Source organism: Antribacter sp. NEAU-D49, assembly GCF_057158775.1.
Window position 1 is genome coordinate 291,931 of sequence record NZ_JBXTSN010000002.1, and the last position, 16,800, is coordinate 308,730.

A 16,800-nucleotide genomic window follows, 5' to 3' on the forward strand; every position below is an offset into this window, starting at 1 on the left:
GCGGGCCGCCGTCCGCCGCACGTAGACTTGCCCGACGTGGCACTCACTATCGGCATCGTCGGCCTGCCCAACGTCGGCAAGTCCACCCTTTTCAACGCGCTGACCCGCAACCAGGTGCTCGCGGCGAACTACCCGTTCGCCACGATCGAGCCCAACGTGGGCGTGGTCCCGCTGCCGGACGAGCGCCTCGGCAAGCTCGCGGAGATCTTCGGCAGCGAGCGGATCCTGCCCGCCACCGTGTCCTTCGTAGACATCGCGGGCATCGTCAAGGGCGCGTCCGAGGGTGAGGGCCTGGGGAACAAGTTCCTCGCCAACATCCGCGAGGCGGACGCCATCTGCCAGGTGACCCGGGCGTTCGACGACCCGGACGTCATCCGGGTCGACGGCTCCACGGACGCCCCCGGCGACATCGAGACCATCTCCACCGAGCTGATCCTGGCCGACCTCCAGACGCTCGAGAAGGCGCTGCCGCGTCTCGAGAAGGAGGTCAAGATCAAGAAGGGCGACGCCGCCCTCCTGGCCGCCGCGACCACCGCCCGCGACATCCTCGAGCGGGGTGACACGCTCTTCCAGGCGGCCGGCGCCGCGGGCCTCGACCTGGCGGAGATCGCGTCGCTGCAGCTCATGACCGCCAAGCCGTTCATCTACGTCTTCAACACGGACGACGCCGGCCTGGCGGACACCGAGCGCCAGGAGGCGCTGCGCAAGCTCGTCGCGCCGGCCCAGGCCATCTTCCTCGACGCCAAGTTCGAGTCGGAGCTGGTCGAGCTCGAGCCCGAGGAGGCCGCCGAGATGCTGGCCGACTCCGGGCAGGAGGAGGCCGGCCTCGACCAGCTGGCCCGCGTGGGCTTCAGCACGCTCGGCCTGCAGACCTACCTCACCGCCGGGCCCAAGGAGGCCCGGGCCTGGACCATCCGCAAGGGGTGGACCGCCCCGCAGGCGGCGGGCGTGATCCACACCGACTTCGAGCGCGGCTTCATCAAGGCCGAGGTAATCTCGTACGAGGACCTGGTCGAGGCCGGCTCGGTCGCCGCGGTGAAGGCGGCGGGCAAGGCCCGCATCGAGGGCAAGGACTACGTGATGCAGGACGGCGACGTGGTGGAGTTCCGCTTCAACGTCTGAGGGGTCTCGGTCGACGGAAAGGACGCTCGTGGCGATCTACGACAAGGGCAAATACCACGACGAGAGCGTCCGCGAGGAGCGGCTTCCTCGCCATCATGCAGACCACCACATCGTCTTCTTCCTCCGCTGGCTCGTCGAGAACGATCTCGTGAGCGAGGCGATGACGAACGGCCGGGACGGCCGGGCGCTCGCCAAGTACCGATCCGGGCGGAAGTCGATCTTCTGGCTCTTCGAGTGGTGGGACCGGCACTTCGTCAGCGACATGGTGGCTCCTGACGCGCGCCGGTTTGTCGACGCCTACTTCGAATACGAGGGCGGCCAGTACCTGCCCGACTACGAGCAGGTACTGGTCGGTGACCTGCCCACGGTCTTCCATGTCCGCTACACAGAGGACAACTACGAGAGGCTCGCGTCGCGCATCTCAGAGCGGTGGGCCGACTTCCAGCGCGCCGGCGGGCGATGAAGCGGAGGCCTTCGCGTCGGTAGGGCCTCGCCGGAGCGTGCCCGGCTCTTGACACCCGCGCTCGCGACGATAAGTTTGGCGACGAAACTATTTCACCGATGAAATCGTTTGCCACGAGCCCGCACGCAGCGCAGCGCAGCGCTTGGAGGAACACCATGCCCCATCTGACAACGTTCGCACCCGCCCGGGGGAGTGCCCGCCGGGCCAGGCCATCCCGCCGAGCCGCCGCCCCCGCACTCGCCGCCCTGACCGCCCTCGCCGTCCTGGCGGCCGGGCAACCGATGACGGCAGCCGCCGAGACGGACCTCCCGCCCACCGGCCAGACGTTCGAGCACTACCCCGCCATGAAGGACGTCTACGAGGACTACTTCTCGTTCGGCATCTTCGGGGCCGGCGAGATCGAGGGCCTGCTCTACAACTACGCGTCGTACACCCCGGGCAACGAGATGAAGCCCGAGAGCACGCAGGCGGTCAAGGGCGAGTTCACCTTCGGCGCGGCGGAGGCGGCGATGGCCAGGTACGCCACGCGGAACCCCGACCTGACGTTCTACGGCCACACGCTGGCGTGGCACTCCCAGTCGCCCACCTGGATGTGGGACGCGCCGCCGGCCCGTTACGGGCAGCCCGGCACGTTCGACCGGGCCGTCGCGCTCGGCAACCTGAACACCCACATCGGCACCGTCCTCGGGCACTTCGGCGGTGACCTGGTGGCGATCGACGTGGTGAACGAGGCCGTGGGCACCGCGAACCCGGCCGACTGGCGCGCCTCCCTGGCCAAGGGTGAGGGCTGGTACCAGGCGCTCGGCTCCGACTGGGTGGAGCTCGCCTTCCTCGAGGCTGCCCGGGTGGTCGACGCCAACGGCTGGGACGTGAAGCTCGTCTACAACGACTTCGGGCTGGACTCCCCGGCGAAGGCCAGGGTGGTCTACGAGATGGTGAAGGACATCAACGCGCGCTACGCGGGCGTCCGTCCGAACGGCAGGCCGCTGATCGAGGTGATCGGCATGCAGGGCCACTACAACCTGGACACCGACGTCGCGGCGGTCGAGGCCAACATCAAGCTCTTCGCGTCGCTCGGGAACGTCGAGGTCAACGTCACCGAGATGGACATCGCGCTCCCGCCCGGCACCCTGACGCCGGAGAACGAGAACAACCAGGGCATGAAGTACGCCGAGCTGTTCCAGGTCTACCGCGACCACGCGGCCGGCCCGGCCAACACCACCAGCAACCCGCACGTGATCACCGCCGTGAAGCTCGCGGGCGTCCGCGACGTGCTCACCGGCTGGAAGGGCGGCGAGTTCGCCATGCCCTACGACTACGACGGCAAGGCCAAGGACGCGCTGCTGGGCATTCTCTACCCGGCGGAGTTCCTCGCCACGCACGACTACATCGAGATCCCGGGCGGCGGCGAGCACCCGCCTGTCCCGGGCGTCCACGTCTTCGACACCTCGGAGGGCGACTCCTGGAGCGGTGCCAACATCGTCCTGGGCGACGACGCCTCCGCGTGGCCGTGGTCCACGACCGACGACGGCGAGGTGGCCTTCCGCCCCGAGCCGGGCGCGACCTACCGCTTCTCCGTGAACTACACCGCCAAGGGCACGACGGCGATCCGCGTCCGCTGGCTCAGGGACAACAGCAACGGCGGCTACACCACCGCCGACGGCGCCCAGGTCAACAGCCACCCGTACCACGCCGGCCAGGTCGCCACGTTCGTCCCCGCCTACTTCAACAGCGGGATGGTCAACATGGGCAGCTACACCCTGGTCACCGAGCTCACGCTGGACGGGTCGCAGCCGGCGGAGGGGCTCATCGGCAACCTCGGCATCCGCGGCGGTGGCGGGGGCAACGCCTTCTCCATCAACACGATCACCGTCGAGAAGGTAGGCCCCGACGGCGACCAGCTCCTGGTGAACTGGCCGCAGGGCATCCCGGCGGCGCCGAGCACGACCCTGCGGTACCAGGGCAACAACTGGATCTCGGTCGCGCTCGCTGCTGAGGCCACGACCCCGGCCACGCTTGCCCGAACGGAGTACCGGGTCGACGGCGGCGCCTGGGTCACCTACGCCGGCCCGTTCACGCTCAAGCGCTCGGACCGGCAGACCCTGGCGTACCGCAGCGTCGACTCCTTCGGCACCGTCGAGCAGGACCGTTGCGTGACCCTCGACCCGGGGAACGGCACCGTGGACGTCGAGGTCGCGCCGGACGAAGCGAGCCTCTGCGGCTGAGGCCGCCGGTCCCCCACGCGGCGCGCACCTGAGCGCGCCGCGCGGGGTCCCCAGAACGGGTCCCCAGTGCGGGTCCCCGGCAGGTTCTAGCGGACGTGGCCCGCGATCGGCAGTGGCAGGGCGGCGATGCCCTCGGAGACGAGGCGCGCCATCTGCCCGGCCCCGTACTCCTGGAAGTGCGTGTTGTCGGCGACCCCGTCGGGGAACGCCGGGTACTGGCCGGGGCTCAGGTGGAGGAACACCCGCTTGGCCGCCTCCGGACCGATCGACGTGAGATAGGCCCGTGAGCGTGCCGACAGGTCGATCATCGCGACGCCGGTCTCGGCGACGAGCTCATGGACCTTGCTGACGTAGTCGGGGAACGAGACCCGGAACTGGCCGTTCGCGTCGTAGTCGCGCCGCGAGACCGGGGTGAGCAGGACCGGGGTGGCGCCGCGGGCGGTCGCTCCCGCCATGTAGCTGTCACGGAGGTACCGCTTGTAGTCGTCGGGGGAGGTGTACCGCTCGGGGTTGCCCGAGCTGGCGTCGTTGTGCCCGAACTGGACGAACAGGTAGTCGCCCGGCTGGATGGCGGCGAGGATCGTGTCCAGCCGCCCTTGCTCGATGAACGAGCGGGACGAGCGCCCGCCGATGGCGTGGTTGGCCACGGTGGCGTTCGAGTCGAGATAGCCGGCGAGCTTCTGGCCCCAGCCCATCTGGGGGTAGCTCGACGAGCCGTACGTCTGGGCGGTCGAGTCCGACGCGATGTAGATCGTGGGCGTCCCGTCGCCCGACGGCGTCCCCACGGGGAGGGCACGCCACTGCTGGTTGGTGCTGCCGTTGGAGTCGTACTGCGAGACGCGGGCCCCGGGCGTCGTGGACCGCTCCCACAGGTCCAGGGCCTTGCCGGAGTGACGGTTCACGAAGCGCAGGTACGTGCCGTCGTCGAGGATCTGCCACTGCTGGTTGGCGCCGCCGGTGGTGCTCCACTGGACGACGTCGGCACCGTTCGCGGTGCTCCTGCCGTAGACGTCGAGCACGAGGTTCGAGTGGCGGGCCTGGATCGTGTAGTAGCCGCCGCCCGCGCTGACGAAGCGGAACTGCTGGTTGGTCGCGTCGTTGCGGTTCCACTGCACGAGCCTGGCGCCGCTCGCGGTAGACCGTCCCTCGACGTCGAGCACCAGGCCCGAGTGGCGGGACTGCAGGACGTACCAGGTGTCGGTGCGGAACGCCGCGTGCGCCGGGCCGGCGGTGACGAGGCCGCCGGTCGCAGCGGCGACGCCGGCGGCGAGGCCGAAGAGGGTGCGGCGGGAGATGCCGGCGCCGAGGACGCCGGAGGGTTCAGGAGTGCCCATGTGTGCTCCAGATGTCCTAGAGGTAGCGGTCGATGATCGGGGCGAGCCTGCTGGCGATCTTCTGGTGCCCCGCGTCGGTCGGGTGGACGTTGTCCAGGGTGTCCGTCGCAGGGTCGACCCAGCCGGTCGTGTCGACGAAGTGGACACGGGCGTCGCCGGCGGCGACGCGGGCCTGGACCGCGTTCCGCGTCTCGGTCACGTAGCGGTTCCGGAACACGCCCATCGCGAAGATCTGGGCGTTCGGGTAGGCCTGGCGCACCCGCTCCAGCATCACGACGTAGTTGCGCTGGAAGTCGGTGGTGGAGACGCCGTGCCCGACGTCGTTCGTGCCCAGGTTGATCACGACGGCGGTGGCCTGGTAGGTGGAGAAGTTCCAGTCGTCGCTGCTCACCCAGGCCGACGAGCGGCGGAACCAGTCCATCATCCCGTAGCAGCCGTCCGAGGTGCTGACGAGGCACGCGCCACCCTGGGCGACCTGGGTGTGCCCGGCGCCGAGGGCCTCCCCGACGAGGTAGGGGTAGGCCGTGAAGGGCCGGTTCCCGTTCGGCTGCCCCACGGTGATCGAGTCGCCGATGAACTCGATGAAGCTCGCCGGGCGCGCGACCGACGTCGTCGAACCACCCGAGGCGAGGACGAACCCGCCGAACGCGGGGTCGCCGGTGTACGAACCGGCGCGCTCGCGGAAGCCGATGCGGACGGTGTGCGTGCCGCTGCCGAGGCCTGAGGCGAGGGTGACGTTCCCGGAGGCGCTGCGCCGCCACTGCTCGGGTGCCCCGTCGACCGAGTAGTACAGGTCGATGGTGCTCCGCAGGCGGACACCGATCGTGGACCCGGTGAAGGCGGCCTCGACGTAGCCGCCGGCCCAGCCCATGGTGCGCCAGGAGCCGTCGGTGGTCCAGCGGCCGTAGTACTGGAGGTTCCGGTCGGTGACCGAGCCGTCGCCCGCCTGGCTGCCGCCGTCGACGGGGATCAGCCGCCAGCGCTGCACGGCCGAGCCGTTGCGGTCGTACTGCGAGACGCGGCTGCCGGGCGCGGTCGCCCGCTCCCAGTTGTCGAGGGCCTTGCCGGAGTTCCGGTTGACGATCTCGTAGGAGCCGTCGGACTGCTCGTTGAGCTGCCACTGCTGGTTGGTACCGCCGTTGCTCGGCCACTGGACGATGTCCGCGCCGTTCGCGGTGCTCTTCGCGCTGACGTCGAGCACCTGGCCGCTGTGCCGCGCCTCGATGCGGTGGTAGCCGCCTCCGGCGTCGACGAAGCGGAACTGCTGGTTGGTCGCTCCGGTGCGCGTCCACAGCAGGGCGGAGGCGCCGTTCGTCGTCGAACGGCCCTCGATGTCGACGACGAGCCCCGAGTACTCGTTGGCGATCACGTACCAGGTGCCGGGAGCGACGGCCGCGTGCGCGGCGGGGGCGAGCCCGGGCAGGGCCGCTGCGACGAGGATCCCGCCGAGGGCGGCGGCGATCCAGCGCGGTAGGCGGCGAGAGGGGGGAGAGTGCACGGCGTGCTCCTTCGACGGGGCGCGGAGTACGTCTTCGGCTCCGCGCGATCGGGTGCTCAGGACCTGTGAATCGATACAATGCCCGGTTCACGATAGTGGCCACCCCGTGGCGGTCAAGCCTTGGAGCGCGGGTTAATCGATTGGGTGACGTCGGCGACGGCAGGGCCGTCGTCGCGCTAAACGATTCGGAACCCCGGCATCCCTTGCCCGCCCGGCGGGCCGCTCACGATAGTGGCGGCGACCCGCGTCGAAGCGGACGCGGGCGGACCCGGAGAGGCAGCCATGCATCCACGAACCACCGTACGACGGCGCGCGGCGGCCCTGACCACCGCGCTCACGGCGACCTGCACCCTGCTCGCCGGCGTGGCCGTCGGCCTCGCCCCTGCAGCGGGTGCCGCGGGAGCCCCGGCACCCGCCCAGGCGCCCGCCACCACCGCCGAAACCATCGAGGCCGCCGCCGCGGGCGACTTCAACTACGCCGAGGTGCTGCAGAAGTCCCTGTTCTTCTACGACGCGCAGCGCTCGGGCGACCTCCCCGAGGACTTCCGCGTGAGCTGGCGTGGCGACTCCGGCCTGACCGACGGCTCCGACGTCGGCCTCGACCTGACCGGTGGCTGGTACGACGCGGGCGACCACGTGAAGTTCGGCCTGCCGATGGCTTTCACGGCGACGATGCTGGCGTGGGGCGCCATCGAGAGCCCCGGCGGCTACGCAGGCTCGGGTCAGCAGGACGAGCTCCTCGACTCGCTGCGCTGGGTCAACGACTACTTCATCAAGGCCCACCCGTCGCCGAACGTGCTCTACGCGCAGGTGGGCGACGGCGAGGCCGACCACAAGTGGTGGGGGCCCGCCGAGGCCATGCAGATGAAGCGGCCCGCGTTCAAGGTCGACGCCTCGTGCCCGGGCAGCGACGTGGCGGGCGAGACGGCGGCCGCGATGGCGGCGTCGTCCATCGTGTTCGCCGACTCCGACCCGGCCTACGCGGCCGAGCTGGTCACCCACGCCCGGCAGCTCTACAGCTTTGCCGACACGTACCGGGGGAAGTACTCCGACTGCATCCCCGTGCAGAGCTACTACAACTCGTGGTCGGGCTACCAGGACGAGCTCGTCTGGGGCGCCTACTGGCTCTACGAGGCCACCGGTGACGCGACCTACCTCGCCAAGGCCGAGGCGGAGTACGACAAGCTGTCGACCGAGCCCCAGACGACGGTCCGGTCGTACCGCTGGACCGTCGCGTGGGACGACAAGTCCTACGCCACCTACGCCCTGCTGGCCCAGGCGACGGGCAAGCAGCGGTACGTCGACGACGCCAACCGCTGGCTCGACTACTGGACCACGGGCTACAACGGCCAGCGCGTGCGCTACTCCCCGGGCGGGCAGGCGCACCTCGACACCTGGGGGTCGCTGCGCTACGCCGCCAACACGGCGTTCGTGGCCCTGACGTACGGCGACTGGCTGGCACAGCGGGGCGACGCGACGCGGGCGCGGACCTACCACGACTTCGGCGTGCGCCAGATCGACTACGCGCTCGGCGACAACCCGCGGGGGTCGTCGTACGTCATCGGGTTTGGTGAGAACTCGCCCCAGGACCCCCACCACCGCACGGCCCACGGGTCGTGGCTCGACTCGCTGAAGGACCCGGCCGAGACGCGGCACGTGCTGTACGGCGCGCTCGTGGGCGGCCCCGGCTCGGCGAACGACGCGTACGTCGACGACCGCGGCGACTACGTCGCCAACGAGGTCGCCACCGACTACAACGCCGGGTTCACCTCCGCGGTCGCGTTCCTCGTCGACGAGTACGGCGGCACGCCGCTGGCGGGCTTCCCGCAGCCGGAGTCGCCCGACCAGGACGAGTTCTTCGTCGAGGCCGGCCTCAACCAGCCGGGGACCACGTTCACCGAGGTCAAGGCGATCGTGCGCAACCGGTCCGCGTTCCCGGCCCGCGTGCTCGACGACGTCCGGGTGCGCTACTGGTTCACGCTCGACGCCGGCGCCGACCCCTCGACCGTCGTGGCGTCGACGAACTACTCCGAGTGCCCCGGCGTCACCACGAAGGTGGGCCACGCCGGCGGCGACCAGTACTACGTCGAGCTCGACTGCTCCGGCTCGGTCGTCTACCCGGGAGGGCAGTCCCAGCACCGGCGCGAGATCCAGTTCCGCGTGACGGCCAACGTGTGGAACCCGAGCAACGACTGGTCGTACACGGGTATCGGCAGCACCCTGGCGAAGAACAGCCGGATCACCCTGCACGAGGGCTCCGAGCTCCTGTGGGGCACCCAGCCCGGCCCGGTCGTGCCGGACACGACGCCGCCCACCACCCCGGGCACCCCGGTGGTCAGCGACGTGACCTCCTCGCGTGCCACGCTCACCTGGGCGGCCTCCACGGACAGCGGGTCGGGCGTGGCCTCGTACCGGGTCCTCCTCGACGGACGGGTGGTCGCGACCCCGCGCACCACCACGCACACGCTGGACATGCTGCAGTCGGCGTCCACCTACCAGGTCGCCGTCGTCGCCGTCGACAACGCGGGCAACGTCTCGCCGGCCAGTACCGCGGTCGGGTTCACCACGGGCGAGGCCCAGAGCGACACGACGCCGCCCACGGTCCCCGGCGCTCCGGTGGCCGGCGGTGTCACCACCACGGGGGCGACCCTCACGTGGGCCGCCTCGACCGACAGCGGGTCGGGCGTGGCCTCGTACGACGTGCTGCTGAACGGAGCGGTCGTGGCCACCACGCCGGCCACCACGTACGCGCTGACCGGCCTCACGCCGGCGACCGCGTACCGGGTCGCCGTCGTCGCCCGGGACAACGCGGGCAACGTCTCGGCCGCCGGCGCCACGACCACGTTCACCACCACCGAGCGGCCGACCGAGCCGGGGACCTCCTGCGCGGCGACGTTCCGGGTGGTCAACCAGTGGAACAGCGGCTTCCAGGCCGAGGTGGCCGTCCGGAACACGGGGACCACGACGGTGCGCAACGCCGTCATCACCTGGCAGTTCGGAGGCGGTGAGACCGTCTCGCAGGCCTGGGGCGGGACGGCGACCCAGAGCGGCTCGACCGTGACCGTCCGGGCCCCCGGCTGGGCTCCGGACCTGGCGCCCGGCGCCACCTGGACCGTGGGCTTCCTCGGAACGGGTGTGCCGCAGCCGCCGCGCGCGATCCTGCTCAACGGCACGCCCTGCACGATGGGCTGACGCGAGCGCACGACGGCCGGGCACGCTGGACCCCCAGCGTGCCCGGCCGTCGTGCGTCCCCGCCCGGCAGGGCACGGCCCGGACCACACGGGGCCAAGTTTCGATCCGGTATCGATCCCGCATCGATAGGGGAGCCCCCGGTGCGGCCCTCTGGCGCGCCCTCTGGCCGCGGGTGAAGATGGCCGCGAGGCGGCACGCAGACCAGCGTGTTACCCCGGTGTTTCGGCGCTGTCAGGCGTTCGTCACCCGCGCTACAGGGCAATATCAAGTCGGTAACGATCGGTTCGGGTACTGGGCGAAGTGACCTAAAACACCCGAGGCCGTGAGTACCGTGAGCCGAAACCATGACGGTGACTCGGGCATCAGGCCGGAAACATCCCTACAGGGACGGTCTGTTCGAGGCGGTGTCATACCCCTGAGGAGGAACATTGAAGATCAGGCGTGCAAGCGCCGCCATTGCTATGGCGGCCACCGGTGCACTGCTGTTCTCGGCCTGCAGCACCCCTGGTGCGGGCGAGGCCGAGCCGACGGAGTCCGCTGGCTCCGGCACGGTCGAGCCCGTGGACGGCTGCAAGGCCGACCTGGGTGAGGTCGAGACTGCCGAGGGCGAGATCAAGTACTCGATCGGCGAGGACGAGTGGCACGCGTACAACAACGACACGAGCGCCACGAACTCGACGTACAACACCGTCGTCAACACGCAGCTGTTCAGCGGCTTCGTGTACTTCGGTGCTGACGGCACCCTCTGCGCCGACGAGAACTTCGGTACCTACGAGGCCACCTCGGAGGACCCCCTGGTCGTCGAGTACACGATCAACGAGGACGCGGTCTGGTCCGACGGCGAGCCGATCGCGTACGAGGACTACCTCCTCGACTGGGCGACCCAGTACTACACCGACGCCGGTACGCCGACCGTCGACGGGTCCGAGACCCCGCTCTTCGACTACGTGGGCGGCCTGACGTTCGGCACCTACGTGACCGAGTTCCCCGAGGGTGAGGTGGGTGGCAAGACCATCACCTACAACTACTCGAAGGTCTACGCCGACTGGGAGGCCCAGGTCTCCGACACCATGCCGGCGCACGTCGTCGCCGAGAAGGCCGGCACCGACGTCGCGGGTCTGGTCGACGCCATCAAGACCGGCAACATGGACATCCTGTCCAAGGCCGCCGAGTTCTGGAACACCGGCTGGTCCTACGAGCCGGGCGCCATGCCGGCCGCTGAGGACGTGCCGTCCTCGGGTCCGTACATCCTGGACCCGGAGGGCTGGACCGCTGGTCAGGCCATCTCCGTGATCCCGAACGAGGCCTACTGGGGCCCCGCTCCGGCCACGAGCAAGCTCACGTTCCGCTTCGCCGCTCCCGAGACGCACGTCCAGGCGCTCTCGAACGGTGACCTCAACGCGATCGAGCCGCAGGCCACCGTCGACACCGTCACGCAGCTCGAGGCGCTCGGCGACTCGGTGACCGTCTCCACCGGCCAGGAGTTCACCTGGGAGCACGTGGACTTCAACTTCGCCTCCGGTCGTCCGTTCGCGGAGGACCAGGGTGGTCTCGCTCTCCGTGAGGCCTTCGCGCTCTGCTTCCCGCGTCAGAAGATCGTCGACGACCTGATCAAGCCGATCAACCCCGACGCCGTGGTCATGAACGCCCGCGAGGTCTTCCCGTTCCAGGAGGCGTACGACGAGGTGCTCGAGGCCTCGTACGGTGGCGAGTACGACGAGGTCGACATCGAGGCCTCGAAGGCCAAGATCGCCGAGTCGGGTCTCACCGCTCCGATCGACGTCGAGATCTCGTACAACGCTCCGAACGAGCGTCGTTCGCAGGAGGTCGCGCTGATCAAGGCCAGCTGCGACGAGGCCGGCTTCAACATCATCGACGGTGGCTCGGAGGCGTTCTTCGACACCGAGCTCGACGCCGGTGACTTCGACATCGCCCTCTTCGCCTGGGCCGGTTCCGGCCTGGTCGCCTCGGGCCAGTCGATCTACAGCAACAACGGTGGCCAGAACTACGGCAAGTACGTGTCCGACGCCGTGACCACGGCCTGGACCACCCTCGCCGACTCCGCTGACCCCGAGGTCCACCTCGAGCAGCAGAAGATCATCGAGACGGAGCTGTGGAAGGACCTGCACGGCATGCCGATCTTCGCCCACCCGGGCGTGGCGGCGTACTCGTCCAACCTGCAGAACGTGCGCCAGACGGTGGCCCAGAACGGCCTCCCCTGGAACGCCGAGCAGTGGTCGATGGCTTCTTGAGCCACTGACCTGGGGCTGAGCCCGGGCTGACAGTCCGGGCTCAGCACTCCCGTCGGGCTTCCGACACACACCCTGTGGGGCAGGGGGCGTCACCCGCCTCCTGCCCCACAGGGCTGTTTCGAGCAGCTGTACGAGCGAGCCGGCCCGGGCCGGCGTGGCATTCCTCACGAGCCACATCGTCGTGGCCGTCTGCGTCATTCCTGTGCCGTACAGTGACTTGCTGATCCCATGCCGCAGACGCCGTGATCCGGCGCCCGCATCGAAGGGCCATTCCCGTGCTGAAGTTCATACTCCGCCGTGTCGGAGCATCCGTCCTGGTGCTGCTGGGCGCGTCAGTTCTCATGTACATCCTCGTGATCAACTCCGGCGACCCGCTGGAGGACTTCCGCGAGAGCAACGACCCCCGGGCCGCCGCCCAGATGCGTGCGCGCATCCTTGCCATGGGCCTCGACAACCCCTGGTACGAGCGGTACTGGGACTGGCTGAGGGGCGTCCTCGGCTGCTTCACCGGTGAGTGCGACCTCGGCGAGTCCGTCAACGGCACCTCGGTGCTCGCGCTGACGCAGCAGGCCGCCGGCTCCACGCTCCGCCTGGTCACGCTGGCGACGATCCTCGCGATCGTGATCGGCGTCGGCCTGGGCATCCTGACGGCCATCCGCCAGTACTCGGCGTTCGACTACACCGTCACCTTCGGTGCCTTCCTCTTCTTCGCGCTCCCCGTCTTCTGGGCGGCCGTGCTGCTCAAGGAGTTCGGCGCGATCCGGTACAACAACTGGATCGCCGAAGGGCAGTACGCGCCAGGGACCATCATCGTCATCGCTGCCGTGGTGGCCCTGCTGCTCGCCGGGCTCCTGGGCGGCGACACCAGGCGCCGCCTGCTGACGGGCGCCGCGACGTTCGTCTTCGTCGCGGGCGTCATGTTCGTCTTCAACGCGATCGACTGGTACCGCAACCCGTCCTTCGGCCCGGTCATGGTGCTCCTGACGGCGGCGGGTGCGGGCGTGCTCGTCACGTCGCTGGTCTCGGGCCTCAAGAACCGCAAGGCGCTGTACGCGGCGCTCACCACCGCGGCGGTCGGCACGGTCATCTACTACGTGCTCGCCCTGACCGGCGTGCTGCGCGAGCCCACCTGGCTCCTCCTGGCCGGCCTCTTCGTGCTGGCCCTCGCGATCTCCGCGGGCATCGGCTGGTTCATGGGCGGCTACGCGAAGAAGCAGGTCATGATGGTCACCGGCGTCACCGGGACCATCACCAGCCTCCTGGTGGTGGCCGACCAGCTGATCGTCCACTGGGCCAGCTTCCTCGGGCTCAAGTCCCGGCCTATCTCCACGATCGGTGCCGAGACGCCGCAGTTCGGCGGTGGCTTCTGGGAGTCGGCGCTGGACAAGGGCGCCCAGCTCCTGCTCCCGACGCTGCTGCTCGCACTGATCTCGGTGGCCACCCACAGCCGCTACACCCGTGCCTCGATGCTCGAGGTCATGGGCCAGGACTACGTGCGCACGGCACGCTCGAAGGGCCTCTCGGAGCGTGAGGTGATCGTCAAGCACGCCTTCCGCAACGCCCTGATCCCGATCACCACGATCGTGGCCTTCGACTTCGCGGCCCTGATCGGCGGCGCCGTGATCACCGAGCGTGTGTTCGGCTGGAAGGGCATGGGCCAGCTGTTCCAGCAGGGCCTCGACGCCACCGACCCCAACCCGGTGATGGCGTTCTTCCTCGTGACCGGCATCGCCGCCGTCACGATGAACCTGCTCGCCGACATCGCGTACGCCTCCCTCGACCCGCGGATCCGGCGGTGACCGCCGTGCACGCCACGCCCGCCGCCACGACCCAGCGCGCGACCCGCGCTCTCGCACCTGCCGGAGACCGAGATGAGTGACATCAGGAACACCGCGCCGCACGGGGAGGACTACGAGCCCGTCCCCGGCGCTCAGAGCATCGACGTCCAGGGCGGCGTCGGGGCGGGACACCTCCCCCCCGAGCCGCTCCCCACCGAGGACAAGTCGTACAGCCAGGGCCAGCTGGTGTGGCGCCGCTTCGTGCGCCACCGCGCCGCGATGATCTCGTGCGCCGTGATCGTGCTGATCGTGCTGATCGCGTACTCGTCGATCGGCGTGGGTCCCATCCCCGGCTGGTGGGACAAGACCTACCTCGCCACGTACGACAAGATCGGCACGGGCGCGCCCACGCTGACGCACCCGTTCGGCCAGGACGCCATCGGCAAGGACTACTTCGCCATGACGATGCGAGGCACCCAGCACTCGCTCTTCATCGCGCTGGGCATCGGCATCCTCTCGACGCTCCTGGGCACCATGATCGGCGCGCTCGCCGGCTACTTCCGCGGCTGGGTCGACTCGGTCCTCATGCGGATGACCGACGTGTTCATCGTCATCCCGCTGCTCGTCATCGCCGCCGTGCTGGGCAAGATGGCCAGCAGCTGGGGCATCTGGGGTCTCACCCTGATCCTGGGCGCCGTCACCTGGACGGGCCTCGCGCGGCTCGTGCGCGGCGAGGTGCTCTCGCTGCGCGAGCGCGAGTTCGTGATGGCCGCGCAGGCGGTCGGCACCAGCGCGTCGCGCATCATCGTCAAGCACATCCTTCCTAACGCGGTGGGCGTGATCATCGTCAACGCGACGCTCGCGATCTCGTCGGCGATCCTGCTCGAGACCGCCCTGAGCTTCCTGGGCTACGGCGTCCAGTCGCCCGACACGTCGCTCGGCCTGCTGATCTCGCAGAACCAGAACGCCTTCGCCACGCGCCCGTGGCTGTTCTGGTGGCCCGGTCTGCTGATCCTCACCATCGCCCTGTGCGTGAACTTCATCGGTGACGGTCTGCGCGACGCGTTCGACCCCCGTCAGACCCGGAAGGACTGAGATGACCACCCTCGACATCACCTCTCCCGGCCCACAGGCCACCCCGGGTGACGCCGTCCTGTCCTTCGAGGACCTCACCGTCACGTTCGGCACCGACTTCGGTGACGTCCACGCGGTCAAGGGCATCACGCTCGACGTGCGGCCCGGCGAGGTCGTCGCCCTGGTGGGCGAGTCCGGCTCGGGCAAGTCCGTCACGTCGATGACGGCCCTGGGCCTGCTGCCCGGCAACGCCCGCGTGGGCGGCACCGTCCGCGTCGGCGACAAGGACGTCAGCACGCTCGACGGCAAGGGGCTGCGCGAGATGCGCGGCAACGACGTGGCCATGGTGTTCCAGGAGCCCATGACCGCGCTGAACCCGGTCCTCACCATCGGCGACCAGCTCACCGAGGGCCTCCAGCTGCACGGCATCGCGTACGGCAAGCAGGCCGAGGCCCGCGCGGCCGAGCTGCTGCGCATGGTGGGCATCCCGGAGCCGGAGCGCCGCCTCAAGCAGTTCCCGCACGAGCTCTCGGGCGGTCAGCGTCAGCGCGTGGTCATCGCCATGGCGATCGCGTGCGACCCCAAGGTGATCATCGCCGACGAGCCCACCACGGCCCTCGACGTCACGGTGCAGGCCGACATCCTCGACCTGCTCCGCTCGCTGAAGGACAAGCTGAACACCGGCATCCTCCTGATCACCCACAACATGGGTGTGGTGGCCGACATGGCCGACCGCGTCGCCGTCATGCTCAAGGGCGACATCGTGGAGATGGGCACCGTGGAGCAGGTGCTCAACAGCCCGCGGCACGAGTACACGCGCCGGCTGCTCGCGGCGGTGCCGCGCCTCGGCGTCACGTCGGCGGCCCCGCTCGCGGAGGACGCCGACGAGGCGCTCCCCGCCCTCGACCTCCGCAACCTGGTGATCGAGTACCACCGGCTCGGCAAGCCGCCGTTCCGTGCGGTGGACGACGTGTCGTTCCAGGTGGCGCCGGGCGAGATCGTCGGACTCGTGGGTGAGTCCGGCTCCGGCAAGTCGACCATCGGCAAGTGCGCGCTGGGCCTCATCCCGGCGCACTCCGGGTCCGTGTCGATCCTGGGCCAGGACCTCACGAAGCTGCGGGGCAAGGAGCTGAAGGCGCTGCGCAAGCGCATCGGCGTGGTGTTCCAGGACCCGTCGGCGTCGATGAACCCGCGCCTGCCGGTGGGCGAGGTCATCGCCGAGCCCATGGTGGTGCACAAGATCGGCGACGACCGGTCGCGCCGCCGCCGGGTGCTCGAGCTGCTCGACGCCGTGGAGCTGCCGCGCAGCTTCTACAACCGGTACCCGCACGAGCTCTCCGGTGGCCAGCGCCAGCGCGTGAGCGTGGCGCGTGCCCTCACGCTCGAGCCGGAGCTGCTGGTCGCCGACGAGCCGACCTCCGCCCTGGACGTCTCCGTCCAGGCGAGCGTCCTGAAGATGTTCACCAACCTGCAGGAGCGCTACAAGTTCGCCTGCCTGTTCGTGAGCCACGACCTGGCGGTCGTCGACATGCTGGCCCACCGCGTGGTGGTGCTCCAGAACGGCGAGATCGTCGAGCAGGGTCTCCGCGAGGACGTGCTGCACAACCCGCGCGAGGAGTACACGCGCCGCCTGCTGGCCGCGGCGCCCGTGCCCGAGCCGGTCGAGCAGCGCCGCCGCCGCGAGGAGCGCCACGCGCTCCTGCGCGAGCTCGGCGACGAGGTCGTGGAGCTCCACGTGGAGGACGACTACCAGGCCTCGTAGCCCGTCCGTGCCCGACGCCGGTCTGGTCGCCTTCCGCGGACGGCGACCAGACCGGCGTCGTCGTCCTTGAGCAACGACCCTGGGCGACGGCGTCGAGACC

Annotated in this window: 10 protein-coding genes; 8 read left to right on the plus strand and 2 right to left on the minus strand. The window is 69.8% G+C overall.

Annotation, left to right across the window (positions count from 1 at the left end; translation table 11 throughout):
• Positions 1-36: 36 nt before the first annotated feature.
• From ychF to AC060K_RS03090, 3 genes are all read left to right on the plus strand, one after another.
• A complete protein-coding gene (ychF, locus tag AC060K_RS03080) occupies positions 37-1,122 on the plus strand; it encodes a redox-regulated ATPase YchF (RefSeq protein ID WP_483763981.1) in 1,086 nt (361 codons plus the stop codon).
• Between the two features lie 28 nt (positions 1,123-1,150).
• Positions 1,151-1,585 carry a DUF7832 domain-containing protein gene (locus AC060K_RS03085; RefSeq protein ID WP_483763982.1) on the plus strand — a complete coding sequence of 145 codons (435 nt, stop codon included), beginning with the start codon at positions 1,151-1,153 and terminating at the stop codon, positions 1,583-1,585.
• 155 nt (positions 1,586-1,740) lie between these two features.
• A complete protein-coding gene (locus AC060K_RS03090) occupies positions 1,741-3,810 on the plus strand; it encodes an endo-1,4-beta-xylanase (protein ID WP_483763983.1) in 2,070 nt (689 codons plus the stop codon).
• 86 nt (positions 3,811-3,896) lie between these two features.
• On the opposite strand, the gene AC060K_RS03095 is transcribed toward AC060K_RS03090, so the two are convergent.
• Both AC060K_RS03095 and AC060K_RS03100 read right to left on the minus strand, forming a co-directional pair.
• Positions 3,897-5,144 carry an RICIN domain-containing protein gene (locus AC060K_RS03095; RefSeq protein WP_483763984.1) on the minus strand — a complete coding sequence of 416 codons (1,248 nt, stop codon included), beginning with the start codon at positions 5,142-5,144 and terminating at the stop codon, positions 3,897-3,899.
• Between the two features lie 16 nt (positions 5,145-5,160).
• Positions 5,161-6,642, minus strand: a complete 1,482-nt coding sequence (locus AC060K_RS03100; protein ID WP_483763985.1) for an RICIN domain-containing protein — start codon at positions 6,640-6,642, stop codon at positions 5,161-5,163.
• A gap of 282 nt (positions 6,643-6,924) precedes the next feature.
• Here AC060K_RS03100 and AC060K_RS03105 point away from each other — a divergent pair, with 282 nt between their 5' ends.
• From AC060K_RS03105 to AC060K_RS03125, 5 genes are all read left to right on the plus strand, one after another.
• On the plus strand, positions 6,925-9,834 hold the full coding sequence (locus tag AC060K_RS03105) for a glycoside hydrolase family 9 protein (RefSeq protein ID WP_483763986.1): 2,910 nt from the start codon (positions 6,925-6,927) through the stop codon (positions 9,832-9,834).
• A gap of 428 nt (positions 9,835-10,262) precedes the next feature.
• Positions 10,263-12,086 carry an ABC transporter substrate-binding protein gene (locus AC060K_RS03110; protein ID WP_483763987.1) on the plus strand — a complete coding sequence of 608 codons (1,824 nt, stop codon included), beginning with the start codon at positions 10,263-10,265 and terminating at the stop codon, positions 12,084-12,086.
• Between the two features lie 275 nt (positions 12,087-12,361).
• Positions 12,362-13,885, plus strand: a complete 1,524-nt coding sequence (locus AC060K_RS03115) for an ABC transporter permease (RefSeq protein ID WP_483763988.1) — start codon at positions 12,362-12,364, stop codon at positions 13,883-13,885.
• Between the two features lie 72 nt (positions 13,886-13,957).
• Positions 13,958-14,959: an ABC transporter permease gene (locus AC060K_RS03120; protein WP_483763989.1), complete on the plus strand. Its 1,002-nt coding sequence runs from the start codon at positions 13,958-13,960 to the stop codon at positions 14,957-14,959.
• A gap of 1 nt (position 14,960) precedes the next feature.
• Positions 14,961-16,700: an ABC transporter ATP-binding protein gene (locus tag AC060K_RS03125; protein WP_483763990.1), complete on the plus strand. Its 1,740-nt coding sequence runs from the start codon at positions 14,961-14,963 to the stop codon at positions 16,698-16,700.
• Positions 16,701-16,800 lie beyond the last annotated feature (100 nt).